Source organism: Croceibacterium sp. TMG7-5b_MA50 (genome assembly GCF_039830145.1).
In the GTDB taxonomy this organism is placed as follows: Bacteria; Pseudomonadota; Alphaproteobacteria; order Sphingomonadales; family Sphingomonadaceae; genus Croceibacterium.
Genome location: NZ_CP156082.1, coordinates 2,105,552 through 2,129,028, shown reverse-complemented (window position 1 = coordinate 2,129,028; position 23,477 = coordinate 2,105,552). Strand labels below are relative to the sequence as shown.

General features: G+C 68.4%; 24 protein-coding genes. 10 read left to right on the top strand and 14 right to left on the bottom strand.

The genetic code is table 11. The features are described 5' to 3' along the window. Positions 1-62: 62 nt before the first annotated feature. From gntA to V5740_RS10120, 3 genes are all read left to right on the top strand, one after another. The gene (gene gntA / locus V5740_RS10130) at positions 63-755 is read left to right on the top strand and encodes a guanitoxin biosynthesis heme-dependent pre-guanitoxin N-hydroxylase GntA (RefSeq protein WP_347302360.1); all 693 of its coding nucleotides are present in this window, start codon (positions 63-65) and stop codon (positions 753-755) included. Beyond that, on the top strand, positions 752-1,339 hold the full coding sequence (locus V5740_RS10125) for an urea carboxylase-associated family protein (RefSeq protein ID WP_347302359.1): 588 nt from the start codon (positions 752-754) through the stop codon (positions 1,337-1,339). The genes gntA and V5740_RS10125 overlap by 4 nt, the downstream gene beginning before the upstream one ends. A 103-nt stretch (positions 1,340-1,442) precedes the next feature. After that, on the top strand, positions 1,443-2,714 hold the full coding sequence (locus V5740_RS10120) for a cytochrome P450 (RefSeq protein WP_347302358.1): 1,272 nt from the start codon (positions 1,443-1,445) through the stop codon (positions 2,712-2,714). A gap of 69 nt (positions 2,715-2,783) precedes the next feature. Here the strand turns inward: V5740_RS10120 and groL are convergent, their stop codons facing one another. The 7 genes from groL to thrS form a co-directional block, all read right to left on the bottom strand. After that, the gene (gene groL / locus V5740_RS10115; RefSeq protein WP_347302357.1) at positions 2,784-4,421 is read right to left on the bottom strand and encodes a chaperonin GroEL; all 1,638 of its coding nucleotides are present in this window, start codon (positions 4,419-4,421) and stop codon (positions 2,784-2,786) included. Between the two features lie 49 nt (positions 4,422-4,470). Then, complete coding sequence (groES, locus tag V5740_RS10110) at positions 4,471-4,758, bottom strand: co-chaperone GroES (RefSeq protein WP_347302356.1); 288 nt, start codon at positions 4,756-4,758, stop codon at positions 4,471-4,473. Positions 4,759-4,851: 93 nt separating this feature from the next. Beyond that, positions 4,852-6,228 carry an MATE family efflux transporter gene (locus V5740_RS10105; RefSeq protein WP_347302355.1) on the bottom strand — a complete coding sequence of 459 codons (1,377 nt, stop codon included), beginning with the start codon at positions 6,226-6,228 and terminating at the stop codon, positions 4,852-4,854. 55 nt (positions 6,229-6,283) lie between these two features. Then, positions 6,284-6,760 carry a crossover junction endodeoxyribonuclease RuvC gene (gene ruvC / locus V5740_RS10100; protein WP_347302354.1) on the bottom strand — a complete coding sequence of 159 codons (477 nt, stop codon included), beginning with the start codon at positions 6,758-6,760 and terminating at the stop codon, positions 6,284-6,286. A gap of 3 nt (positions 6,761-6,763) precedes the next feature. Continuing rightward, on the bottom strand, positions 6,764-7,507 hold the full coding sequence (locus V5740_RS10095) for a YebC/PmpR family DNA-binding transcriptional regulator (RefSeq protein WP_347302353.1): 744 nt from the start codon (positions 7,505-7,507) through the stop codon (positions 6,764-6,766). 437 nt (positions 7,508-7,944) lie between these two features. Then, positions 7,945-8,334 carry a DUF305 domain-containing protein gene (locus V5740_RS10090; protein WP_347302352.1) on the bottom strand — a complete coding sequence of 130 codons (390 nt, stop codon included), beginning with the start codon at positions 8,332-8,334 and terminating at the stop codon, positions 7,945-7,947. Beyond that, positions 8,334-10,352 carry a threonine--tRNA ligase gene (thrS, locus tag V5740_RS10085; RefSeq protein ID WP_347302351.1) on the bottom strand — a complete coding sequence of 673 codons (2,019 nt, stop codon included), beginning with the start codon at positions 10,350-10,352 and terminating at the stop codon, positions 8,334-8,336. Before thrS ends, V5740_RS10090 begins: the two co-directional genes overlap by 1 nt. A gap of 274 nt (positions 10,353-10,626) precedes the next feature. Between thrS and V5740_RS10080 the strand changes: the two genes are divergently transcribed. From V5740_RS10080 to V5740_RS10060, 5 genes are all read left to right on the top strand, one after another. Beyond that, positions 10,627-10,923, top strand: coding sequence for a hypothetical protein (locus V5740_RS10080; protein ID WP_347302350.1), 297 nt, complete (start codon positions 10,627-10,629; stop codon positions 10,921-10,923). Positions 10,924-11,124: 201 nt separating this feature from the next. Further along, a complete protein-coding gene (locus V5740_RS10075) occupies positions 11,125-12,561 on the top strand; it encodes an O-antigen ligase family protein (protein WP_347302349.1) in 1,437 nt (478 codons plus the stop codon). Next, positions 12,551-13,246, top strand: coding sequence for a polysaccharide biosynthesis/export family protein (locus tag V5740_RS10070; protein WP_347302348.1), 696 nt, complete (start codon positions 12,551-12,553; stop codon positions 13,244-13,246). Before V5740_RS10075 ends, V5740_RS10070 begins: the two co-directional genes overlap by 11 nt. 1 nt (position 13,247) lies before the next feature. Next, positions 13,248-15,449 (top strand): polysaccharide biosynthesis tyrosine autokinase, encoded by a 2,202-nt coding sequence (locus tag V5740_RS10065; RefSeq protein WP_347302347.1) that lies wholly within the window; start codon positions 13,248-13,250, stop codon positions 15,447-15,449. A 10-nt stretch (positions 15,450-15,459) separates the two neighbouring features. Next, the gene (locus V5740_RS10060; protein WP_347302346.1) at positions 15,460-16,617 is read left to right on the top strand and encodes a hypothetical protein; all 1,158 of its coding nucleotides are present in this window, start codon (positions 15,460-15,462) and stop codon (positions 16,615-16,617) included. A gap of 6 nt (positions 16,618-16,623) precedes the next feature. On the opposite strand, the gene V5740_RS10055 is transcribed toward V5740_RS10060, so the two are convergent. The 5 genes from V5740_RS10055 to V5740_RS10035 all read right to left on the bottom strand — a co-directional run bounded on the left by V5740_RS10055 (position 16,624) and on the right by V5740_RS10035 (position 20,277). Continuing rightward, complete coding sequence (locus V5740_RS10055) at positions 16,624-17,199, bottom strand: putative colanic acid biosynthesis acetyltransferase (RefSeq protein ID WP_347302345.1); 576 nt, start codon at positions 17,197-17,199, stop codon at positions 16,624-16,626. Further along, positions 17,196-18,341: a glycosyltransferase gene (locus V5740_RS10050; RefSeq protein ID WP_347302344.1), complete on the bottom strand. Its 1,146-nt coding sequence runs from the start codon at positions 18,339-18,341 to the stop codon at positions 17,196-17,198. Before V5740_RS10050 ends, V5740_RS10055 begins: the two co-directional genes overlap by 4 nt. A gap of 70 nt (positions 18,342-18,411) precedes the next feature. Continuing rightward, positions 18,412-18,966 carry an LptA/OstA family protein gene (locus V5740_RS10045; RefSeq protein WP_347302343.1) on the bottom strand — a complete coding sequence of 185 codons (555 nt, stop codon included), beginning with the start codon at positions 18,964-18,966 and terminating at the stop codon, positions 18,412-18,414. Between the two features lie 28 nt (positions 18,967-18,994). Then, positions 18,995-19,639 carry an LPS export ABC transporter periplasmic protein LptC gene (locus tag V5740_RS10040; protein ID WP_347302342.1) on the bottom strand — a complete coding sequence of 215 codons (645 nt, stop codon included), beginning with the start codon at positions 19,637-19,639 and terminating at the stop codon, positions 18,995-18,997. A 17-nt stretch (positions 19,640-19,656) separates the two neighbouring features. Beyond that, the gene (locus V5740_RS10035; protein ID WP_347302341.1) at positions 19,657-20,277 is read right to left on the bottom strand and encodes a ribonuclease D; all 621 of its coding nucleotides are present in this window, start codon (positions 20,275-20,277) and stop codon (positions 19,657-19,659) included. A 47-nt stretch (positions 20,278-20,324) separates the two neighbouring features. On the opposite strand from V5740_RS10035, the gene V5740_RS10030 reads away from it, so the two are divergent. Then, positions 20,325-21,002 (top strand): uracil-DNA glycosylase, encoded by a 678-nt coding sequence (locus tag V5740_RS10030; protein WP_347302340.1) that lies wholly within the window; start codon positions 20,325-20,327, stop codon positions 21,000-21,002. 38 nt (positions 21,003-21,040) lie between these two features. On the opposite strand, the gene V5740_RS10025 is transcribed toward V5740_RS10030, so the two are convergent. Next, on the bottom strand, positions 21,041-21,352 hold the full coding sequence (locus V5740_RS10025) for a hypothetical protein (RefSeq protein WP_347302339.1): 312 nt from the start codon (positions 21,350-21,352) through the stop codon (positions 21,041-21,043). Between the two features lie 152 nt (positions 21,353-21,504). On the opposite strand from V5740_RS10025, the gene V5740_RS10020 reads away from it, so the two are divergent. Then, positions 21,505-21,996 carry a MarR family transcriptional regulator gene (locus tag V5740_RS10020; RefSeq protein ID WP_347302338.1) on the top strand — a complete coding sequence of 164 codons (492 nt, stop codon included), beginning with the start codon at positions 21,505-21,507 and terminating at the stop codon, positions 21,994-21,996. Between the two features lie 33 nt (positions 21,997-22,029). On the opposite strand, the gene V5740_RS10015 is transcribed toward V5740_RS10020, so the two are convergent. Then, positions 22,030-23,466 carry a glutamate synthase subunit beta gene (locus V5740_RS10015; RefSeq protein ID WP_347302337.1) on the bottom strand — a complete coding sequence of 479 codons (1,437 nt, stop codon included), beginning with the start codon at positions 23,464-23,466 and terminating at the stop codon, positions 22,030-22,032. Positions 23,467-23,477 lie beyond the last annotated feature (11 nt).

Sequence of the window (23,477 nt, the reverse complement as noted above, 5' to 3'; positions counted from 1 at the left end):
CGGAACGGCGGTGTCCTGACATTCGTTAGGGCGCACACAGGATCAACCGGGCTAATCATCTCATGCTTGTCGCCGACGACGTCGCCGAGTTGCGGCGCGACGAACTTTTTGCGCAGATCGCGGAGGCGGGGTTCCCCTGCGTCGGCGCGAAGTCTGCGCTCGCGCGTGGCACGCTGAAGGTGCTGGTCGGCCATTCGCTGGAAAGCGCGTGGGACGATGTGCGCATCCATTCTGAACTGATCGACTGGGCGCAGGGCTGGCGGTCCGATCCGGAAGGTTTGCGGTCGCTGGCCGTGGTTTATGACAGCCCGACCGAGTTGACGGAGCAGCGCTTCGAGGCGCTGATGTGGGAACGCCTCCAATCCCTCGCCGACAAGGACGAATGGCGTGGCCAGCCCTACGACCGGCGGGTCAGTCCCGACCCGTCTAATCCGCATTTTTCCCTGAGCTTCGGGGGCGAGGCGTTCTTCGTCGTCGGCCTGCATCCCGGCGCCAGCCGCCCCGCGCGCCGCTTCCGGCACCCGACGCTGGTGTTCAACCTGCACGAACAGTTCGAGAAGCTGCGCGAGCAGGGTCGGTACGAGAAGATGCGCAAGACCATCCTTGACCGCGATCTGGCGCTGGCCGGGTCGCTCAACCCCATGCTCAGCCGCTATGGCGAGACCAGCGAGGCGCGGCAATATTCCGGCCGGCAGGTAGGCGAGGACTGGCAGTGCCCGTTCCATGACAAGCGCAGCGGGTCCGCTCCGGAATGAGCCTGCATGTCATTCCCCCGCGCAGCGGGGCCGCCTTCGTGCTCAAGGCTGGGCAATTGCTGAAGGTGATCGATCCGATGGGTGTGCAGGTTTCCGACCTGCTCGCCTACAACGCCGCCGACGTGCGGGAGGTGATCAGCAACGGTCGCACCTTCGATTACGAGGAGACGATCGCCCTGACCGCCGGCAACCGGCTGTGGTCCAACCGCAGCAACGTGCTGCTGGAGATCGTCGAGGATACCGTCGGCAGCCACGATTTCCTCCTGACCCCGTGCAGTGAGGCGACGTTCCGCCATTTCTATCCCGAGCACCCGGTCCATCGCGGCTGCTTCGGCAACCTGGCGGAGGCGCTGGCACCCTTCGGCGTAGAGCCGGACATGATCCCGACCGCCTTCAACCTGTTCATGAACGTGCCCGTGGCGGCGGATGGCACGCTGCGGGTCGATCCGCCGGTATCGCGCCCCGGCGATCACATCGTCCTGCGTGCGGTCACCGACTGTGTGATCGGCCTTACCGCCTGCTCCGCCTATGCTTCCAATGGCGGCAGCTTCAAGCCGATCCATTACCAATTGCTGGAAGGCTGACGGCCCGGCGCTGGACAGCGCTGTTCTGCGGATAAACAAAGCCTGCTAAGTATCGACTCGGGATGAATGGCGCGATGACGCCATATCCGGCGGAGGTTGCGCGATGGGGTTCCTGCAGCAGTTCGATGCCGCCGCCGATCCGCAGGCGAAGGCAGGTGTCGTGGTCGATTGGCTGCGCGGCGACTGGCGCGGCATGTATGCCGAATTGCGTGCCGAGCGCCCGATCCTGCCCACGCCGCTGTTCACCTTTGTCACCCGTGCGACCGATGTGCTGGACGTGCTTGAGCAGCCGACGCTGTTCTCCGTCCGCGCGAATCGCCGTACCATGGACGAGGCGGTCGGCCCGTTCATGCTCGCGCGCGACGAGACGGAGATCAACTGGGAGGAGAAGGGCCTGATGCGCGCGGTCCTCCGATGGGAGGACCTGCCGCGCGTGCGGGCGCTCGCCGGGGCTACCGCAGAAGAGGCGATCCGGGATGCGGCGGCCGACTCGCTCGACATCGTGCCGGCGATCGCCCGGCGCGTGCCGCTGCGCATCGTGCAGCGCATCTTCGGCTTCATGGCACCTGACGAGCGCCTGCTGCGCTGGTCCTTCGCCACGCAGCATGGCATGTTCCGCAATCTGCCCTTCAGCGACGAGGTCCTGAAACGCTGCCATGCGGCCGGTGCGGAGATGCGCGCGTGGCTATGGCCCTTCCTGGCGCAGAAATGGGCGGAGCCGCCTTCCGGCCGCAACGATGCGGTCAGCCGCCTGGTCGATCTCAGCCGGCAGCCGGCGGCGGGGCTATCGGCCGAACGGGTGCTCAGCAATGTGTGCGGCCTGCTGGTCGGCAGTATAGAGACCATGTCGCAGGCGATCATCCATGCGACCGACCAGTTGCTCGCCCATCCGGACTGGCTGGCGGGCGCGCTGGCGGCGGATGCGGCGGGCGACACTGAGGCGTTTGATGCGCATGTCTTCGAAGCGCTGCGCTTCAATCCGATCACCACCATCCAGTTCCGATTCGCCGAGGCAGACCGGGTGCTTGGCGCGGGTACGGATTACGAGACGACGATCCCGGCGGGCACAGTGCTGGCGCTGGGCACCGGATCGGCGATGTTCGACCCCGGCCTGATGCGTGATCCCGACGCATTCGATCCGGCCCGGCCGCCATCCTCCTACCTGCATTTCGGGCTGGGCCATCACGAATGCCTTGGCCGGCATGTCGGGCGGGTGGCCATTCCGGAGGCAGTGCGCCGCATCGTGCGCTTTCCGGGCATCCGGGCAACGGGTGATGCGACACGGCGGATCGACTTCGGCGCCGGACCTTTCCCGGAGCATTATCATGTTACGTTCAATGGCAGGCACCGGGCCTCGCCGTTGCCGGCGGTGTGAGGACCGCCCAAAGAAAAAGGGCCGGGGGATCGCTCCCCCGGGCCCGTTCTCTTGGTGCTTGGCGTGGACTTAGAAGTCCATGCCGCCCATGCCGCCGCCCGGCATCGCCGGCATGGCCGGCTTGTCTTCCGGGATTTCGCTGATCGCGGCTTCCGTCGTGATCAGCAGGCCGGCCACGGACGAGGCGTCCTGCAGGGCAGTGCGCACGACCTTGGTCGGGTCGATCACGCCAGCCGCAACCAGGTTCTCGTAGGTGTCGGTCGCGGCGTTGAAGCCCTTGGTCTCGTCACCTTCGCGCAGCAGGTTGCCCGACACGACGGCACCGTCATGGCCGGCATTCTCCGCGATCTGGCGCACCGGCGCGAAGATCGCCTTGCGGATGATGTCGATGCCGCGGGTCTGGTCCTCGTTCGCGCCGGTCAGGCCTTCCAGGGCCTTCGTGGCGTAAAGCAGGGCCGTGCCGCCGCCGGGGACGATGCCCTCTTCGACAGCCGCGCGGGTGGCGTGCAGCGCATCGTCCACGCGGTCCTTGCGCTCCTTCACCTCGACCTCGGTCGCACCGCCGACCTTGATCACGGCGACGCCACCGGCCAGCTTGGCCAGCCGCTCCTGCAGCTTCTCGCGGTCATAATCGGACGTGGTGGTCTCGATCTGGGCGCGGATCTGCTCGACCCGGCCCTTGATGTCGGTCGCATCGCCGGCACCATCGACGATGGTGGTGTTGTCCTTGTCGATCGTGACGCGCTTGGCCTGGCCCAGCATGCCCAGCGTGACGGTTTCCAACTTGATGCCGAGGTCCTCGGAAATCATCTCGCCGGCGGTCAGGATGGAAATGTCCTGCAGCATCGCCTTGCGACGGTCGCCGAAGCCCGGCGCCTTCACGGCGGCGATCTTCAGGCCGCCACGCAGCTTGTTGACCACCAGGGTGGCCAGTGCCTCGCCTTCGATATCCTCGGCGATGATCAGCAGCGGGCGCCCGCTCTGCACCACGGCTTCCAGGATCGGCAGCATGGACTGCAGGCTGGACAGCTTCTTCTCGTGGATCAGGATGTACGGGTTCTCCAGCTCCACGACCATCTTTTCGGCGTTGGTCACGAAGTAGGGCGACAGGTAGCCGCGGTCGAACTGCATGCCTTCCACGACATCCAGCTCGAATTCGAGGCCCTTGGCCTCTTCCACGGTGATGACGCCTTCCTTGCCGACCTTCTCCATGGCCTCGGCGATCTTCTCGCCAACTTCACGGTCACCATTGGCGGAGATGATGCCAACCTGGGCGATCTCGGACGAGCCGGAGACGACCTTGGAGCGGCTCTGCAGGTTCTCGACCACCTTGGTGACGGCCATGTCGATGCCGCGCTTCAGGTCCATCGGGTTCATGCCGGCGGCAACCGACTTCATGCCTTCGCGCACGATGGCCTGGGCCAGCACGGTCGCGGTGGTGGTGCCGTCGCCGGCCTTGTCGTTCGCCTTGCTGGCGACCTCGCGCAGCATCTGCGCGCCCATGTTCTCGAACTTGTCCTTCAGTTCGATTTCCTTGGCGACGGTGACGCCGTCCTTGGTGATGCGGGGGGCGCCGAAGCTCTTGTCGATCACGACGTTGCGGCCCTTCGGGCCCAGCGTGACCTTCACGGCATTGGCGAGCGTGTCCACGCCCTTCAGGATGCGCTCGCGCGCGTCGCGGCTGAACTTTACGTCCTTGGCAGCCATGTGCGTATTCCTTTCAGATAAGAGTTTGGGGAAGCGTCAGGGGTTCGGCTCAGCCGACCACGCCCATGATGTCGCTTTCCTTCATGATCAGCAGGTCCTCGCCGTTCAGCTTGACCTCGGTGCCGGACCACTTGCCGAACAGGATGCGGTCGCCCACCTGGACGTCGAGCGGCGTCACGGTGCCGTTCTCGGCGCGGGTGCCGGTGCCGACGGCGACGATCTCGCCCTCGCTCGGCTTTTCCTTGGCGCTATCGGGGATGATGATGCCGCCGGCCGTCTTTTCCTCGGCCTCGATACGGCGGACCAGAACGCGGTCGTGCAGCGGACGGAATGCCATGGTTATGACCTCTTCCTCTTGAATGATATCTCTTCTGGCACTCTCAGTCGTGGAGTGCCAGCGCCGCGCATATGTGCGGGCCGGCAGGTCGCGTCAAGACCTGGGGCGGAGCAGACCTAGCCGTGCACGACGGCGCCAGCGATGCAGCAGCAGCACTGATACGACGAACAGCCCGATCGCCAGGCCGAGCCACACGCCTACCCCGGCAAGAGGGGTGAAGAAGCCGAGCCAGATGGCTAGGCCGAAGCCCGCCAGCCAGTAGCCGGCGACCGCGTAGGCCATCGGCGTGCGCGTGTCCTGCAGCCCCCGCAGCGCGCCCAGCAGCACCGCCTGCAGGCTGTCGGCCAGCTGGAACGCGGCGGCGACCGTGAGGTAGCTGACGGTCAGCGCCACCAGCGCAGCATTGCCCGGCTCGCCCGCGTCGATCCACGGCGCCATGACCAGCAGCGGGGCCCCGATCATCAGGGCCGCACTGCCGAGTGCGATTAACTGCCCCAGCACGGTGCCGACCAGCCCGGCGCGGCCCACGCCCGCGATGTCCCCCGCGCCATAGAAATAGCCGACCCGGATCGTCGCCGCTTGCCCGATGCCGAACGGGATCTGGAAGGCGAGGGAGGCGATCGACAGCGCCACGGTATGCGCCGCCAGTTCCAGCGCGCCGAGCCGCCCCATCAGGAAGGCGGCGGCCCCGAACAGCCCCGCTTCCGCCACGATGGTGACGGTTACAGGCAAGCCCACTACGATGAGGCGGCGGATATGCGGCCAGTCTGGCCGCCAGAAATTGCCGAACAGGTGATAACGCCGCAACCGCCGGTCACGCTGAATGGCGATGACGTACATCGCCATGCCGGTCAGCGCGGTGAGCACGCTGGCGATCGCCGCGCCGGGCAGGCCCAGTTCCGGCGCACCCCAGGCGCCGTACACAAGCAGGTAGTTGCCCAGCGCGTTCAGCGGCAGTGACAGCAGTGCCACCACCGTGGCGAAGACCGGCCGGCCAAGTGTCGAGACAAACGCGCGCAGCACGTTGCTGACTAGCAGGGGGATGGCGGACCACAGCATCACGTCGAGATATTGCACGCTCATCGCGGTGATCGCCGGGTCCTGCCCCGTGACGCGCATCAGCCAGCCGCCCGAGGCGCAGATCGCCATCGCGACGAGGCCGCTCGCCACGGCCAGCCACAGGCCCATGCGGGTGATCCGGCGCACTTCGCGCAAGGCCCGGCCCTCGGCTCCGATCGCGGCGGCGGCGAGTGCGCCGACCTGCCCCGACAAGCCCGACAACGCCCAGATCGTGACGGAGAACAGCGCCACCGCCAGGCTGGCCGCTGCCAGCGGTTCCGGGCCAAGCCGGGCGATGAAGGCGGTATCGGTCGCGCCCAGCCCCATCTGCAGCAGGCCCGCAAGCACCAGCGGGCCGGCGAGGTGCAAGGTGGCGCCGAGTTCGGTGCGAAGGGCAGGGGACAGGCGCATGGCCGATGCCCGGTACCCCGTGCGGCGGCGGGTGGGAAGCCTTCCCTCCGCTCCGTCAGCCGCCGGGCCGGCCTTGCGAGGCGGTGATGGCGACCGCAAGGGCATCGGCAGCGTCGGCACCGGCCACCACTGCACCGGGCAGCAGGACGCGCAGCATCGCCTGCACCTGCCCCTTTTCGGCCGCGCCGGTGCCGACCACCGCCTGCTTCACCGACTTCGCCGCATGTTCGCTGACCGGCAGCCCCGCCGCGCCGCAGGCGGCGAGCACCGCGCCGCGGGCCTGCGCCAGCTTCAGCGTGGATTGCCCGTTCTTGTTGACGAACACCTCCTCCACCGCGGCGCGATCCGGGCGATGTTCCGCGATGATCGCGGAAATGGCGGCGTGGATGGTCGCCAGCCGGTCTGCCAGCGGAGCCCCGACGGGAGTCGGCAGCTGACCGTTGGCGATGTGGGTCAGGCGCGACCCCTCCGTCCGGATCAGGCCCCAGCCCGTGCAGGACAGCGACGGGTCGAGGCCAAGGATCAGCGCCATGGCTCAGGCGAGCGTCGCCATCACCTCGTCCGACAGCTCGTAATTGCCCCACACCGTCTGGACGTCGTCATCGTCCTCCAGTGCGTCGATCAGCTTCAGCAGCGTGGCCGCGTCACCTTCCGCAACATCAACGGTGAGGCCGGGCTTCCAGGCGAGCTTCACGCCCTCGGGCTGGCCCAGCACCGCCTCCAGCGCGGCGGCAACCTCGTGCAGCGATTCCATCGCGGTCCAGATCGTGTGGCCGTCCTCGCTGCTCTCTACATCGTCGGCGCCCGCCTCGATCGCGGCTTCCAGCACCTTCTCCTCGTCACCGGCGCTTGCCGGGTACTCGATCAGGCCCTTGCGCTCGAACCCGTGGGCGACCGCGCCCGAGGCGGCGAGATTGCCGCCGTTCTTGCTGAAAGCAGTGCGCATGTTGGTGGCGGTGCGGTTGCGATTATCGGTCAGCGCCTCGACGATGATGGCGACGCCGCCCGGGCCGTAGCCTTCGTAGCGGATCTCCTCGTAATCGTCGCCTTCGTTGGCGGACGCCTTGTCGATCGCACGCTGGATATTGTCCTTGGGCATGGACTGCGCCTTGGCGAGGTTGACTGCCAGTCGCAGGCGCGGGTTCATGTCGGGATCGGGCATGCCCGACTTCGCCGCCACGGTGATCTCGCGGCTGAGCTTGGAGAACATGGCGGAGCGCTTCTTGTCCTGCGCGCCCTTGCGATGCATGATGTTCTTGAACTTGGAATGGCCGGCCATGGGATCCCCGGATTGGTTGGTCTCGGCCCGTCTGGCAGGGCCGCTGCAATAAAGGCGGCGCCTTACACCGGTGGGGCGCGGGAGGGCAACAGCGGTCGCGGGCCGCGCCCCAAGCTGGAAGTTTACACTAAGTTGACACCTCCCGCGGGCCGGTCCGGTGGGCAGAGTGGCGCGTCAATCGGGCGGCGGAACGGGGTATGGGTCGGGGCAGGGCGCGACATGAGTGGGCTATGACACTTGCGCCCGATGTAGGACAGCGCGGCCTGGTGGCGCATCTCTCCGAACGGCAGAAAACGCCCCATAGCGGACACGCATCTTGGTCAACTCACGCGACGTTCGCGGCGAGCAGGCGTGTCCCCGTGCCGCGGTTGGTCGCGCCATGCCCCTCCACCATTCGCTGCGCGAATGGTCCCCCTCCCCATCATTGATGGGGAGGATTATTGGTGGCCGGTGTGGTCCATGGCCGGAGCGGCGGTTTCACCCGTCGGGCGGGCGGCGAGCCAGCGTTCCATCTGCTCGATCTCCTGCTGCTGGGCGTCGATGATGGTCTGCGCCAAAGCGCGTGCCTCGGGGTCGCGGCCGTGTTGCAGTTCGACCTCGGCCATCTCTACTGCGCCGCGGTGATGGGCCAGCATGCCGCGCATGAACGCCTCGTCCGCGTCAGCGGGAATGCTGGCCATGCCTTCGTGCATGCGGGCATTCGCGTCCGCGTAGGCCTGCTGCACCTCGTTCAGCGCCGGCGCATCGGCGGTGGGTTCGGCCACCGGCGTTTCCGCCTGCTGACAGGCGGCGAGCAGGGCGACGGGGGCAAGGACGGCGAGACGCATCAGTTCTGCTCCTGCAGATCGGGGGCGAGGGCGGCGGTGCGGAGCATGGCGATCGCCTCGTCCAGCGGCATGAAGCGCTGCTGCTGCTCGCCCAGCGTGCGGATGGCGACGGTGCGTTCCTCCGCCTCCCGCTTGCCCACGACCAGCAGATGCGGGACCTTCTTCACCGAGTGCTCGCGCACCTTGTAGTTGATCTTCTCGTTACGAAGATCGCTTTCCACGCGGATGCCGGCGGCGCGCAGCGCCTCCGTCACCTCGGCGGCATAGCCATCCGCATCGGACACGATGGTGGCGACCACCGCCTGCACCGGGGCCAGCCACAGCGGCAGGCGGCCGGCATAATGTTCGATCAGGATGCCGATGAACCGCTCGTACGATCCGAAGATCGCGCGGTGCAGCATGACCGGGCGGTGCCGATCGCCATCCTCGCCAATGTAAGTGGCGTCGAGCCGGTCGGGCAGCACGCGGTCCGACTGGATGGTGCCGACCTGCCAGGTGCGGCCGATCGCGTCGGTCAGGTGCCATTCCAGCTTCGGGGCGTAGAACGCGCCTTCACCCGGCAGTTCCTCCCACCCCTTTGCCGGATCGGCGAGGCCGGCATCGTGGACCGCCTGGCGCAGCTCGCCTTCGGCCTTGTCCCAGTCCGCTTCGGAGCCGAAGCGCTGGTCGGGCCGTAAGGCCAGCTTGATGGCGTAGGTGAAGCCGAAGTCGCGGTAGATCGAATCGGCCAGTTCGCAGAAGGCGCGCACCTCCGCGACGATCTGTTCTTCCGTGCAGAAGATATGCGCGTCATCCTGCGTGAACTGGCGCACGCGCATCAGGCCGTGCAGCGCGCCATGCGGTTCGTTGCGGTGGCAGCAGCCATTCTCGTACAGGCGGATCGGCAGCTCGCGATAGCTGGTGATGCCCTGCTTGAAGACCAGCACATGCGCCGGGCAGTTCATCGGCTTCAGCGCCATCCATTGCGCATCGCCGCTGACGACGGGGCCTTCATCCTCGATGTTGGGCACCTCGTCGGGGACGACGAACATGTTCTCGCGATACTTGCCCCAGTGGCCGGACTTCTCCCACTGCCGGGCGTCCATCACCTGCGGCGTCTTGATCTCCTGGTATCCGGAGGCGTCGATCTTGCGGCGCATGTATGCTTCCAGCGCGCGCCAGATGACGAAGCCATGCGGGTGCCAGAAGACGGAGCCGTGCGCCTCCTCCTGCAGGTGGAACAGGTCCATCTCCCGCCCCAGCTTGCGGTGGTCGCGCTTGGCGGCCTCCTCCAGCCGGGTGAGGTGTTCGGCCAATTGCTTCTTGTTGAGCCAGCCGGTGCCGTAGATGCGGCTGAGCATCGCGTTGTTCTGGTCGCCGCGCCAATAGGCGCCGGAAACGCGCGTCAGCTTGAAGGCGGCGGGGTCGAGCCGGCCGGTGGAGGGAAGGTGCGGGCCGCGGCACAGGTCCAGCCAGCCATCGGGCGCATCGGCGGGGCCGCTGCGATAGATGGTCAGCTGCTCGCCTTCGGGCAGTTCGGCGGCCCATTCGGCCTTGAAGCTCTCGCCCTTGTCGCGGAACCAGGCGACCAGCGATTCGCGGCTCCATTCCTCACGGATCAGCGGTTTGTCGGCGCGGATGATGTCGCGCATCTTCTCCTCGATCGCGGGCAGGTCCTCTTCGGTGAAGGGGCCGCGCGCACCGGGCGCGAAGTCGTAATAGAAGCCGTCGTCCGTCGCCGGGCCGAAGGTGATCTGCGTGTCGGGCCACAGCGCCTGCACCGCTTCTGCCAGCACATGCGCGTAATCGTGGCGCGTCACCTCCAGCGCGGCCGCTTCGTCGCGCGCAGTGATGAGGGCGAGCTGCGAATCGGCGGTGATCGGTCGCGAGAGGTCGCGCAATTCCCCATCGATGCTGGCCAGCATGGCGGCCTTGGCCAGGCCGGGACCGATTGCGGCGGCGACCTCTGCCGCCGTGGTGCCCGCCGGCATTTCGCGCACGGATCCGTCAGGAAGGCTGATCTTGACCATTTCACTCATGGGGAAGGCGCTTTTCTTGGCTGCGAAGAGGGGTTTTCGAATGTGGCGGGGCCATGGCACAGCACCGGGGCACGGGAAACCCCTGCCTGTCCCATGTTGTGACGCACAATGTTCGCTGTCGTACCGGGAACACTGCACCTTATCCGTAAGTATTGGTGCGGAGCAGGTTAACCATGTTGCGGTGCAGAATGGTCACTTGCCTTAATGACTGGTTAGCGATAGCTGTCAGTCAATCGGCGGGTCAGATCGTGTGACCCACAGACGGAGAATGGACATGAAGACACTGAAGACTTTGGTGGCCTCGCTGTCGCTGGCCACCCTCCTTGTGGGCCAGTCGGCGGCTGCCGCGACTCGCTCCTCGGCCTCGCTGCCGTCCAGCGGCGTGAGTGCCCCGGCCTCGATCGAGCGCGTTGGCTCCTCGATGGGTGCGGCCGAAGGGCTCGGCGACGAATCGAACGGGCTCGGCCTGATCCTGCTGATCTTCGGTTCCGTTGCCGCGTTCCTGGCGTTCCTGGAAGCGGTTGGCGCGATCGACATCATCGGCGACGATGACGACGACAGCCCGGGCTGAACCAACCAGTTAAATCACGATCAAACAGGAAGGCCCGTGCAGTTGCGCGGGCCTTTTTGCATGGCGGCGCCCGCGCGAAGGTTGCCGCGTGGCGACGCACCGGGTCGCTGGTGATGCGGCTTTGTTGCTCCCCGGCTGTGTTGTGCTAGGTTGCTGCTCCGGTTGACCGGCGATGGCGTTGGCAAGGGGAGAAACGCCAGCATGATGAGGGCCGCGACAGCGACGGCGATGCGGGCGCACGGATGGATTGCCGCCGGCTTCATCGGTGCGGCGCTGGTGCTGGGCGGAGGCGGATCGCCCGCGCCGCACAGCGAATTGCTGCTACAGCTTGTCGCCTGTCTGGCTTTGCTGGCCTGGCTGTGGCTGCCCGCCGGACCGGTTGGCGCGCCCCGCCCGATGGAGCCGCTGATCTGGTGGCTGGGCGCGTTGGTCCTGACCCTGCCGTTGCTGCAACTGATCCCGCTGCCGTCCGCGCTGTGGCAGGCTTTGCCTGGGCAGGAGGGGCGGTTGGCAGCGCTGCAGCTGGTCGGCGCGGCGGACAGCTGGCAGCCATGGACGCAGTCGCCGCCGCGGACGCTCGCCGCGTTGTTGTCGCTGCTGCCCCCGCTGTTCGCCGGGTTCGCCACGGCTGCGCTCGACCACGCGGGGCGGCAGCGCGTGTTGCTGGCGGCGGCGGTGGCGATTGGCGCCTCCGCGCTGCTCGGTGTGGCGCAGGTCAGCCTCGGCAGCGATGCGCTGCGACCCTATGCCGAGACGCACCGTGATTTCCTGGTGGGCTTCCAGGCCAACCGCAACGCCCAGGCGGATGTGCTGCTGATCGGGGTGATCATCGTTGCCGCGCTGGGCGCGCCGCTGATCGCCGGTGCCATCCGGCGCCCATCCCGGCACGGCGCGTCGGGAGTGACCCCGCGGGTGTGGTGGCTGCTGGGCGGCGGGCTGGTTGCGGCGCTGCTGCTGGCGACGGTGATGACCGGATCGCGGATGGGCATCGCGCTGGCGGCGGTCGCCGGCCTGTTCATGCTGCTGATCGTGCGGCCGCTGCTGCCTGCCGGAACCGCTCGGCTGGCCGGCTGGCTGACGGGCGGGCTGGCGGTGCTGGCGATTGGCGGGTACCTGTTGCTGCAGGGCAACTCGATGGTTCAGCGCACGGCCGAGCGGTTCGAGGTGACGGGCGATGCCCGCACCGAATTGTGGCAGGACACGCTGTTCGCGGTTCGCGAAAGCTGGCCCGCCGGCGTCGGCCTGGGCGGCTACCAGCCCGCGATGCTAGCGGCGGAACGGCTGGAGGTGCTGGACGGCAGCCGCCCCAATCGCGCGCATAACGACTATCTCGAATTCGTGCTGGAAGGCGGTTTGCCGGCGGTGCTGATCGGCCTGGCCGCGCTTGGCGTGCTGGCGGCGCTCGCCTGGCGGGCATTGCGTCTGTCAGGAGACGGTCGGGCGCAGGTTCTGTGCGGGTGCGGCATCCTATTGATAGTCGCACTGCATTCGTTCGTTGATTATCCGCTTCGATCCATGGCATTGGCGTGCATGTTCGGGGTGGGTGCGGGATTGCTGGCAAGGCCGGCAGGATCCGTCAATGCGCCTGTTCCGGGCGCGACAGTGACGGCCAGAGCGGGGGCAAAACTTGCTGCGTGATCTAAGATTCATCCTGTCGGCGCTCGGCTGCGTGACGGTGCTGGGGGCGTGCCAGCCGCAGCTCAACAGCGGGCTGCCGTTGGGTGCGCCCGCCTACGAGGCGCTTGGCGGCGCGGTCCCGGTGACGGAGGGTGTGTACCGCATCCGCCCGGGCGACCGCGTCAATGTGTCACTGTTCCAGGAGCCCGATCTTTCCGGTACGGACCTGCTGGTTGACGAAAGCGGTCAGGTCAGCCTGCCGCTGATCGGTGCCGTGCAGATGGCCGGCCGCACGACGGAAGAAGTGTCGCGCGAGATCGAGCGGGCGTATGGTGCCCGCTATCTGCGCGATCCGCAGGCCAGCGTCGCGCTGCGCACCATCGTGCCGCAGACGGTGACGGTGGACGGCCAGGTCACGCAGCCGGGCGTGTTCGAGATCCGCCCTGGCTACACGCTGGTCAGCGCCATCGCGCTGGCGCGGGGTACCACCAACACCGCCAAGTTCGACGAGGTGCTGATCATGCGCACCATCGACGGGCGGCGCGCCGTGGCCCGGTTCGACATCAACGCGATCCGCGCCGGCCGGATGGAGGATCCGCGTATCCTGCCCGGCGATCAGGTCGTGGTCGGTTTCGACCGGTTGCGCGGTATTTACCGTGACGTTCTGCAGGTCGGGCCGCTGCTCGGCGTTTTTACCCAGCTCTGACGTGAGAACAGCCGTGGACGCGACCTATCCCACCCAATCCACCCTGCCGGCCGCAAGGTCGGCCGCCGACACCGGCCCGATGATGGAGAAGGAGAGCAGCATCGGCCAGCTGATGCGCTACCTGATCGGGCTGGTGCGCCGGAACATCTGGCTGATCGTCATCGTCACGGCACTGGCGGTGATCGCCGCCGTCGTGCTGACGATGCTGCAGACCCCCCGCTACACCGCCATGTCCACGGTGGAGATCGCGGAAGAAACGCAACAGGTGCTGGGCGAGGATCTGGGCGCCGACACCACCATGAACGCCAACTGGGATATTGAGATGAACCTCAACACCCAGCTGGAGATCCTGCGCAGCCGCGCGCTGGCGGAACGGGTCGCGGCACGCCTCGACCTCGCCACGAACGAGCGGTTCTTTAACGCGATGGAAGCGGCCGACCTGGTCGAACTGACCGAGCAGCAGCGCGCGAATGCCGTGATCAACATGCTGCGCGGCAATTTCGGCGTCGACCTGCCGACCGGCACCCGCATCGCGGAGTTGAGCTTCACCAGCACCGATCCCGGCATGTCCGCCACCGTGGTGGACGCCTACGCCCAGGAGTTCATCCAGGCGAACCTGCAGCGCAAGTTCGACTCGTCCGCCTATGCCCGCAGCTTCGTGGCGGAACAGCTGGAGGAGGCGCGGGTCCGGCTGGAGAATTCGGAGCGTGAGCTGAACGCCTATGCTCGTGAGGCGAGCCTGATCCGCACCCGTGATCCGGGCGCCGAAGAGGGCAGCTATGCTGGCAGCATGACCGCGAGCAGCCTGCTGCAGCTGAACGAGGCGGCGAACCAGGCGCAAGCCGCGCGGATCACGGCGGAAGCGCAGTGGAACGCGGAGCGCGCGCAACCGCTGCTCTCCTCCCCTGCCGTGCTGGAAAGCGTGGCGGTGCAGGGGCTGATCCAGCAGCGGGCCGAGCAGCAGGCGGCACTGGACGCCGCACGCGAACGTTACCTGCCCGATCATCCGGCGGTCACGCGTGCGCGCACGGCGCTGCGGACGACGGAGACGAGCCTGACCCGCGCCGCGAACGAGGTGCGCAACTCCATTCGTGCCGGTTACCAGGCAGCAGCCGCGGCGGAGACCAGTCTGCGCCGGCAGGTCAGCACGCTGGAAGGCGACACGCTGGCGGAGCAGGACCGGTCGGTCCGCTACAACACGCTGGCGCGCGAGGCCGATACCAACCGGCAGATCTATGACGGGCTGCTGCAGCGCTATCGCGCGCTGAACGCCGCCGCCGGGATCACCGCCAGCAACATCGCGGTGGTCGACCGGGCGGAAGTGCCGACCACGCCCTCTTCCCCCAACCTGCCGCGCAACGTGCTGCTGGCGGTGGTCCTGGGCCTGGCCTTGGCCGGTGCGGTGGTGTTCCTGCGCGACCAGATGGACGATCGCCTGCGGGTGCCGGAAGACGTCGAGAGCAAGATCGGCCTGCCGCTGCTGGGCGTAGTGCCCACGGCGGAAGGCGATCCGCGCGCGGAGCTGGACGATCCCAAGTCGCCCGTCGCCGAAAGCTACAACGCGCTGCGCACCGCGCTCATGCACTCCACCCGCGAAGGGTTGCCGCATCTGCTGCTGGTCACCAGCGCGCAGGCTTCGGAAGGCAAGACGACGACCAGCTATGCCGTGGCGCGGAGCTTTGCCCGCGTGGGCAAGCGCGTGCTTCTGATGGATGCGGATCTGCGTCGCCCCAACGTGCACAAGATGGCCGACGTGCCCAATCGCGCTGGCATGTCCACCCTGCTGGTGGGTGAGGCGACGTTGGAAGAGGTGGCGGTACCCTCCGCCTATCCCGGCCTGACCGTGATCCCCGCTGGTCCGATCCCGCCGTCGCCGGCGGAACTGCTGTCATCGCCCCGCATGGCGGCGCTGCTGGAGCAGGTGGAGCGCGACTACGACTTCGTGGTTATCGACAGCGCACCAATCTTGGGCCTGGCCGATTCGACGGAGCTGTCGACGCTGGCCGATGGCGTGATGCTGGTGGTGGAGGCCAATCGCGGCCGTGGCGGGCAGCTGAAGGGCGCGTTGCGCCGGCTGCGCGCGCTGAACCCGGTGATGGTGGGCGCGGTGCTGACCAAGTACGATCCGAACAAGGGCGGCAGCTACTCATATTACGGATACAATTACTACCGTTACGAAAGCGACGAGAACACGGCGGCGTGAGGCAAGCGGCGTGACCACCGCTTCACGCCCCATGCTCCGGCGGTTGACGGCGACGGTCGGGGTGCTGGCGCTGGCGGGTGCGTGCCTTGCCAGCGGGCTCGACCGGGTTGGTGCCCGCTCCTTCGCGGTGGCGGTCAGCCTGCCGCAGACCGTACGGGCGCAGAGCCACCGCCCCGTCTCGCAGCTCGCGCTTGCCACCAACCGACCGCAGGCCGCGCTGACCGCAGCCGAGGCGGCGGTGCGCAGCGATCCGGTCGATCCCGCCTCCACCGCCCTGCTGGGGTCGGCGCGTCTGCTGCTGAACGACTTCGCCGGGGCGGAGCAGGCCTTCCGCGTCGCCGCCGCCTTTGGCTGGCGCGAGGCGATGACGCAGCGTTACTGGTATACGGCGGCGTTGCAGGGCGGCGATTACCCGCGCGCGGCGGAGCGGCTGGACGCCCTGCTGCGTACCCACCGCAACCTGCCAGGCGCAGATACCCTGCTGGCCGCGCTGGAAGGCGAGCCGCAGGCGCGCGCTGCCCTGCTGGCCCGGCTGGCGGCCCGGCCACTATGGCTGCCGACCTATCTGCGTCCCGGTCCGCAGTTGGATGATGCGGCGCTTGCCCGGCGGAGCGACGTGTTGGTGGCGCTGGCCGGCAGCGGCACGGTGCTGGGGTGCGAGGCGGTCAGCCCATGGGTGCGCGGAGTGCTGCAACGGGGCAATCGCGCCAGCGCGCAACGTGTATGGCAGGCGCATTGTCCTGACGCCCGCACGGCGGGCCTGCTGGCCGACAGCGACTTCAATGCCCTTGGCCGCGGCACCGCCGCCCCGTTCGGCTGGACGGTGGAGCGATCGGGCGACGTGCTGATCCGGGCGGAGGAAGCGCAAGGCGAATACCGGCTGTCGCTGGAGAACCGTTCCGCCTTCAGCCGCCGCGTGCTGGTGCAATCGGTCGCGCTGGCGCCCGGTCGCTACCGCCTGCGCGGAGTCGGCAGCGCCGGCGTGTTCGCCGCGTCGCTCGCCTGCGGCACGGTGCCGGCGATGCCGCGGCTGGTGGATGGTGAGCTGGCCGGCGAAGGGCAGGTGCTGCGCGTGGCCGAACCATGCGAGCGGTTGCAGCTGGCGATCTGGCTGCGCCCCACGCCTGAACGCGTGACGCTGGACCGGCTGACGCTCCAGCCGCTGTAACTCCGCTCAGCGCCGGTCGAAGCGCCGCTGCTTCAGCAGGGTAGCGGGGTTGCCGCGATAGATGCCCATCGGGGCGGCATCCTCGAACAGGGCGGCGCGGGCACCCAACACTGCGCCGTCGCCCATGGTCACGCCAGGGCCGACGAACGCCTCCGCCGCGACCCAGCACCCGGCGCCGAGGGTGATCGGCCGCAGCACCAGTGCGAAATCGGGATCGCCGACCCGGTGCGTGCTGGCGCACAGCACAGCGCGCTGGCTGACGACGCTGTTGGCGCCGATGCGCACCTCGCCCTGATTGTACAATTCCACGCCCGGCCCGATCAGGGCGCCCTGGCCGACCTCCAGCCGGCGGGGCAGCCAGATGCGGGCGCTGCCATAGATGCGCACCCCGGTTCCGATCCGGGCGCCGAACGCCTGCAGCAGCCAGCGACGCCAGCGGTGGAGCTGCGGCGGGGTCCAGCGGGCCAGCAGCAGCCAGACAAGGCCGAAGGCCACCCGCTCCAGCTTGTTGGCAAGGGTGAACGGAGCAGGTGCGCCGAGCGGGCGGAACCGGTCGGCCGGGCCGGACGGCACCGTGCTCATCGCAGCAGACCGCGATAGGCGTCGACCCAGGCGCGCGTGACCTCCGCCGGGGAGAACCGGCCACGGGCGAGCGCCAGCGCAGCCTCGCTCATGCGGTGCCAGGCGGCGGTGTCGGTGCGCAGCGCCTGTTCCAGCGCGTGGCGAACGGAAACGGCATCGGTGCCGCAGGGAAGGGCGGCGCCTGCCTCGATTCCTTCGGGCAGGTGGCAGGCGGGAGTCATGATGGTGGGCGTGCCCGCGGCCCAGCTTTCCAGCAGCGCCATGGGCAGGCCTTCGCTGTGCGACGGCAGGATCATCCAGCGCGCCGCCGCCAGCAGCGCCGCCTTCTCCGGCCCATGCACCGCGCCATGGAACCGGACGGAGGGCGGCGCGGCGGCGAGCGCCTGCTGGAAGGCGGGCATGTCCGCCGCATCGCCCCAGCCGGCGATGTGCAGCTCTGCCCTCAGTGGCAGGTCGGCGGCGGCCCATGCAGCGAGCAGCGCGTCGAGGTTCTTCTTGGGGTGAATGCGGCCGAGATAGAGGATGTGCGGCGCACGTTCGGCGGTGGCGCCCGCGCGCGGCGCCGGACCGGCATTGGGGATCACCAGCACCGGACGGTCGGTGCCTGTCTCCCGCGCGATATCGGCCGCCTCGTCCCGGGTCAGCGCATGCAGCGCGGCGGCGCGGCGCCAGCTGTCCCGTTCGTAGCCCCACCGCGCCACGGCCTTCTTCAGCCGCCCGCGCGCGGTGATCCAAGGGTCGAGCATGCCGTGGGGCGAGACGAGGTAGGGCCTGTCGGTGCGCCGCGCCCATTGCGCACCCTCGCGGGAGGGATACATCCAGATACCGTGGAGGTGCAGGATGTCGGGCGACGCCTCCGCCAGCCGGGCGGCGAGCGCGGGGGCATAGCCGATCTGACGCGGGCCCTGCACCGATGCGGTCAGTAGCGTGATGCCCGGCTCGTCCGGCACGCCGCCGCCGTCATCAGCCAGCGCCACGATCGTGACGCGGCCACCGGCGTCGCGGATCATGCGCGCCTGCTGCCACACCGCGCTTGCGACCCCGCCACCGAGGTGCGAGGCCCATGCGGTGAGCAGCGCGACATGGATGCCGCGCAGCCCCGCAGCCGCGCACGGATCGTCGGTGACCTGTGCTGTCGCCATTGCCCCGTGCGCCCCCTGTTGCACCTGCGAGCAGGTGTTCTACCCGCCTGCCCGGCGGAGGCAAGCGGAGCTAGTCGGGAACCTTGAAGGTGCCGGTGACGCGCCCGCTGGAAGCCGATGCCCCTGCGGGCCCCGGTGCGCTGCCGCGCCCGTCCACGCTGGAAATGCCGGTATTGAGGTCGATCGTCAGGCGCCCGCCGTTCAGCGTGTCGCCGCCGCGGCGCAGCGCCACGCCACCCGACAGTACGATCAGCCGGCGGTTGAAATCGTACACGCCCGCCGCCCCTTGCGCGCGTTCGTCGCCGCGCACGACGGTGACACCGCCATTCGCATCGATCCGCTGGATCTCCAGCCCGTCCGCATCGGTGAAGGCCACCGTGGTGCGCCCGGCGGTGAGCCGAAGGTCGCCCTGGTCGATCACCACGTTGCCGGACAGGACGACGCGGTTCTGCCGGTCCTGCAGTTCGATTCGATCGGCGGCGTAGTTCACCGGCTGGCGGCTGTCGAACCCGCTGAACGACTGCGCGCCCGCCCCGCCGCCAAAGGCGAGCGCGACCAGGCCGGATGCGGCAAAGGCGACGGCGAAGGAGCGCAATGCCAGGCGGTGAAGCGGGAGCCGGTTCATGACCGGTTCCATACGCGGACGCGCCCGATCATGGCAATCGCAACTCGCCCGGGATCATGGTCATCCGCGCATTGCCGTCCAGCGTGACCGTGCGGGTGTCGAGATCGGCAAGCACCCGGTCCGCGCTGAACGATCCCGCCGGCACCGTGCCTTCCACCCTGCCCTGGCCGACGAGCGCCCGGTTGGGCAGGTCAATGGCGACGCCACGCGCCACCATGCTGTAGCCGTCCGCCGCCAGGAAGCGCACCGCCCCGTCGATGCCGACCTGCTGCCGGTCGATCTGATACGCGCCGCCGGGCGCGGTCAGCTGTGCCGGCCCTTCTGGCAGGAGCATGCGCGCGGTCAGGTCCTGCAACCGTACGACCGGCTCGCTGGCGGAACGCTGCAGCGCCTCGGCGGCGGAGAGCGAGAATGGCCGGCCGGTATTGTCCTGCCCGCGATAGCGCGCGTCATCCACCCGCAGCCGGTCGTTGGCAGTCGCCACTTTGTTCCGGTCCAGCAGGAAGCTGACCTCCCCCTTGGGCCGCAGCGGCGCGATCAGCATGGCGGCGGCGAGCGCGCCGATCAGGGCGGGCAGCACCAGGCCGAGCAGCCGGACCGTGCGGTCGAACGATCCGCCGGGCGCGGCAAAGGCGCGCCGCCGGCCGCGCTGGGTATCCGCCTCAGTCGTCATGGCCGGCAGATAGGGCCTTACCCTTCGTGAGAGAAGATGTCCTTCTCCGCCCAGCCGGCAATATCCAGCGCGGCGCGGGTCGGCAGGAAGTCGAAGCAGGCCTGCGCCATGGCGCTGCGGCCTTCCCGTTCCAGCCGCTGCGCCAGGATGTCCATCAGGCGATGCAGGAAGCGTACGTCGGACGCGGCGTAGTCACGCTGCGCATCGCTCAGCACCGGGCCACCCCAATCGCTCGACTGCTGCTGCTTGGAGATGTCCTGCCCCAGTAATTCTTGGATCAGGTTCTTCAGGCCATGGCGGTCGGTATAGGTGCGCGTCAGCTTGCTGGCGATCTTGGTGCAGAACACCGGCCCGGCCGTGACACCCAGGTAATGCTGGATAGCGGCCAGATCGAACCGGGCGAAATGGTAGATCTTGATGCGGTCGGGGTCGGCCAGCACCGCGGTGAGGTTCGGCGCGTCGTAGGCGCTGCCGGGCGCGAAGCGTACCAGGTGCTCGTCCCCCCGGCCATCGCTGATCTGCACCACGCACAGCCGGTCACGATACGTGACCAGCCCCATGGTTTCGGTATCCACCGCCACCGGGCCGGGCGCGAGCACGCCGGCGGGCAGGTCTTCCTCGTGAAAATGCACAGCCATGGCATGGGCCTTAGGCGCAAAGCGCATGGTGGGCTAGGGGCGGCGGCATGGACGAATTCATCCCACCCGACTGGCAGGCGGCACTAGCCCCGGCGCTGGCCGATCCCCGCCTCCACGCACTCGACGAATGGCTGCGGGCGGAGGAGGCGGGCGGCACGCCGATCTATCCGCCGCGCGGGCAACGGCTGCGCGCGCTGGAACTGACGCCGCTGGTACAGGTGCGCGTGGTGATCTTGGGGCAGGACCCGTATCATGGGACGGGCCAGGCGCACGGACTGGCCTTTTCCGTGCCCGCCGGCGTGAAGCTACCCCCGTCACTGCGCAACATCTTCAAGGAGCTGGCAGGCGATTGCGGCGTGGCGCCGCGCACCGATGGCGACCTGAGCGGCTGGGCACGGCAGGGCGTGCTGCTGTTGAACACCACGCTGAGCGTGGCTGAGGGGCGCGCCGGCAGCCATGCGGGGCGCGGGTGGGAGGTGCTGACCGATGCGGTGGTGCAAGCGGTCGCCCGGCAGGCCGCGCCATCGGTATTCATCCTGTGGGGCAACCATGCGCAATCAAAGGTGGCGCGCATCCCCGAACTGGGGCCGGGCACGCCGCACCTGCTGCTACCGTCGGTCCACCCCAGCCCGCTATCGGCCAGCCGTGGCTTCTTCGGATCCAAGCCATTCAGCCGGGCGAACGCCTTCCTGGAGGCGAGCGGACGGGGCCGCATCGACTGGTAGACGGCTGGATGGCGCTTGGCCGGCGGCCGTCCTGCCTATCAGTGATTGCCGCGCTCGTTATCGGCGCTGCGGGTCGTGGCATTGGCGGTGGGCTTGCCTTCCTCACCCGCCTGGCCACCGCCATGGTAGCCGATCTCCGTCTGGCCACCATGGCCCATGAGGCCGCCCTGCGTCGGTTCGCGGCCGGTGTGCGGGTTGGGGTACGCGCCGCCTTCGCCATCGCCGCCCGACGTGCGGCCCTGCACATCAACTCCCCTGGCCGCGGCCGGCGAAGCGGAGACGCCATCGGGCTTGCCCTTGTCAGGGCCGCCACCACTGGCCTGGGTCGGAAACTTCTGGTCGTTTGCCATGTCTCGCGCTTTCTCCGTCTCTCCGCTGCTTTACGGACCGGCCGTGATGGAGTTCCGCACCGGCGCCGGGGCGAGGAGCCGGCGGGATAAGATGACAATCTCTCGCAAGAAGGTTGTTGCAAGCGCCTCGCAACAATGGCAGGCTGCGCGGCATGGATCAGATGATTGCCCTTCGCCGCGGCGAAATGAGCTGGGGCCTGCTGGCCCGGTCGGTCAGCCCGCGGGTGCGCCTGCTGCGCAACCTGCTGGCGGCACGGACCGACGAGGCGGAGCCGGGCGACTTGCCGACCGGCGCGCTGACCGTGCTGGCGCTGGTCTCCGCCAATCCGGGCACATCGCAGACGTTGCTGGCGCGGCGGGCAGGGATCAACAAGTCGGCACTTGTGGGGATCGTCGACCAGTTGGAGGCACGCGCACTGGTGGCGCGGGACCGGTCCGCGGTGGATCGGCGGCGCAACAGCCTGTCGGTGACGCCCGAGGGAGAGGCGATGCTAGAACAGCTCCATGCCGCGACCTGGCCGGCGGAGGCGCCGATCCGCGCGGCGCTGGATGCGGGCGAGCAGGCGCAACTGCTCAACCTGCTGGACCGGGCACTTGCGGCGATGGAGAGTGCGCCCACTGGCGCAATGGATCGGGCGGCCTGACGGCGCGCCCGATCGCATTCGGTCAGTTGGCGATCAGCGCGGCAGTTCGCTGACGCCCATCAGCGCCTCGTCCACCGCGCCGGCGGCCTGACGGCCCTCGCGGATGGCCCAGACCACCAGCGACTGGCCCCGGCGCATGTCGCCACAAGCGAAGATCATGTCCTCGCTGGTGCGGTACGCCACGGTGTCCGCCTGCACGTTGCCGCGATCGGTCAAGGTGACGCCCGCCTGATCGATCATGCCGGTGCGCTTGGGGCCGACGAAGCCCATTGCCAGCAGGATCAGGTCCGCGCGCAGCACGAATTCGCTGCCCGGCACTTCGCGCATTTGGCCGTTGTCCCATTCGATGCGGGCGCATTTCAGGCCGGTCACCTGCCCGCTTTCGCCGACCACTTCCTTGGTCAGCACGGCCCAGTCCCGCTCCACACCTTCTTCGTGGCTGCTGGAGGTGCGCAGCTTCATCGGCCAGTTGGGCCAGGTCAGCGCCTTGTTTTCCTTTTCAGGCGGGCGGGGCATGATCTCGATCTGGGTAACGCTGGCCGCGCCCTGCCGGTTGGAGGTGCCGACGCAGTCCGACCCGGTATCACCGCCGCCGATGACGATGACGTGCTTGCCCGTGGCGGTCAGAGTGCCGCGGGGGGCGGCGCGTTCCTCGCTGTCGCCTGCCACGCGCTTGTTCTGCTGCGTCAGGAATTCCATCGCCAGCCGCACGCCCGGCAGTTCGGCGCCCGGAATCTGCAGCCCGCGCGGGTTCTCGGCGCCGCCCGCGAGCACGATCGCATCGAAGTTCTCGCGCAGCGACTTGATCGACACGTCCACGCCAACTTCCGTGCTGGTGCGGAAGGTCACGCCCTCCGCCTCCATCTGCACGGCGCGCCGGTTGATGAGGTGCTTCTCCATCTTGAAGTCGGGGATGCCGTAGCGGAGCAGGCCGCCCAACCGGTCCGACTTCTCGAACACGGTAACCGAATGGCCAACGCGGGCCAGTTGCTGCGCGCAGGCGAGGCCGGCGGGGCCGGAACCGACCACCGCGACCCGCTTGCCGGTGCCCTTCGCCGGCACGGCCGGGCTGATCCACCCTTCCTGCCAGCCGCGATCTACGATGGCGCATTCGATGCTCTTGATGGTCACCGGCTGGTCGACGATGTTCAACGTGCAGCTCGCCTCACATGGGGCGGGGCAGACGCGGCCGGTAAATTCCGGGAAGTTGTTGGTCGAATGCAGGACCTCCAGCGCATCGCGCCAGTCGCCTTCATAGACCAGGTGATTCCAGTCCGGGATGATGTTGTTCACCGGACAGCCGTTGTGACAATACGGGATGCCGCAGTTCATGCAGCGGGACGCCTGCTTCTTCAGCCCGTCCTCGCTGTGCGGGATCACGAATTCGCGATAATGTCCCAGACGCTCCGCCGGATCGGCATAGGTGCGATCCTGCCGGTCAAGCTCCAGGAAGCCGGTTTCCTTGCCCATTCTACTTACCC

Coding starts and splice junctions, on each gene's coding strand:
- gntA (WP_347302360.1), top strand. CDS start 63: ATGCTTGTCGCCGACGACGTCGCCGAGTTGCGGCGCGACGAACTTTTT.
- V5740_RS10125 (WP_347302359.1), top strand. CDS start 752: ATGAGCCTGCATGTCATTCCCCCGCGCAGCGGGGCCGCCTTCGTGCTC.
- V5740_RS10120 (WP_347302358.1), top strand. CDS start 1,443: ATGGGGTTCCTGCAGCAGTTCGATGCCGCCGCCGATCCGCAGGCGAAG.
- groL (WP_347302357.1), bottom strand. CDS start 4,421: ATGGCTGCCAAGGACGTAAAGTTCAGCCGCGACGCGCGCGAGCGCATC.
- groES (WP_347302356.1), bottom strand. CDS start 4,758: ATGGCATTCCGTCCGCTGCACGACCGCGTTCTGGTCCGCCGTATCGAG.
- V5740_RS10105 (WP_347302355.1), bottom strand. CDS start 6,228: ATGCGCCTGTCCCCTGCCCTTCGCACCGAACTCGGCGCCACCTTGCAC.
- ruvC (WP_347302354.1), bottom strand. CDS start 6,760: ATGGCGCTGATCCTTGGCCTCGACCCGTCGCTGTCCTGCACGGGCTGG.
- V5740_RS10095 (WP_347302353.1), bottom strand. CDS start 7,507: ATGGCCGGCCATTCCAAGTTCAAGAACATCATGCATCGCAAGGGCGCG.
- V5740_RS10090 (WP_347302352.1), bottom strand. CDS start 8,334: ATGCGTCTCGCCGTCCTTGCCCCCGTCGCCCTGCTCGCCGCCTGTCAG.
- thrS (WP_347302351.1), bottom strand. CDS start 10,352: ATGAGTGAAATGGTCAAGATCAGCCTTCCTGACGGATCCGTGCGCGAA.
- V5740_RS10080 (WP_347302350.1), top strand. CDS start 10,627: ATGAAGACACTGAAGACTTTGGTGGCCTCGCTGTCGCTGGCCACCCTC.
- V5740_RS10075 (WP_347302349.1), top strand. CDS start 11,125: ATGATGAGGGCCGCGACAGCGACGGCGATGCGGGCGCACGGATGGATT.
- V5740_RS10055 (WP_347302345.1), bottom strand. CDS start 17,199: ATGAGCACGGTGCCGTCCGGCCCGGCCGACCGGTTCCGCCCGCTCGGC.
- V5740_RS10050 (WP_347302344.1), bottom strand. CDS start 18,341: ATGGCGACAGCACAGGTCACCGACGATCCGTGCGCGGCTGCGGGGCTG.
- V5740_RS10045 (WP_347302343.1), bottom strand. CDS start 18,966: ATGAACCGGCTCCCGCTTCACCGCCTGGCATTGCGCTCCTTCGCCGTC.
- V5740_RS10040 (WP_347302342.1), bottom strand. CDS start 19,639: ATGACGACTGAGGCGGATACCCAGCGCGGCCGGCGGCGCGCCTTTGCC.
- V5740_RS10035 (WP_347302341.1), bottom strand. CDS start 20,277: ATGGCTGTGCATTTTCACGAGGAAGACCTGCCCGCCGGCGTGCTCGCG.
- V5740_RS10030 (WP_347302340.1), top strand. CDS start 20,325: ATGGACGAATTCATCCCACCCGACTGGCAGGCGGCACTAGCCCCGGCG.
- V5740_RS10025 (WP_347302339.1), bottom strand. CDS start 21,352: ATGGCAAACGACCAGAAGTTTCCGACCCAGGCCAGTGGTGGCGGCCCT.
- V5740_RS10020 (WP_347302338.1), top strand. CDS start 21,505: ATGGATCAGATGATTGCCCTTCGCCGCGGCGAAATGAGCTGGGGCCTG.
- V5740_RS10015 (WP_347302337.1), bottom strand. CDS start 23,466: ATGGGCAAGGAAACCGGCTTCCTGGAGCTTGACCGGCAGGATCGCACC.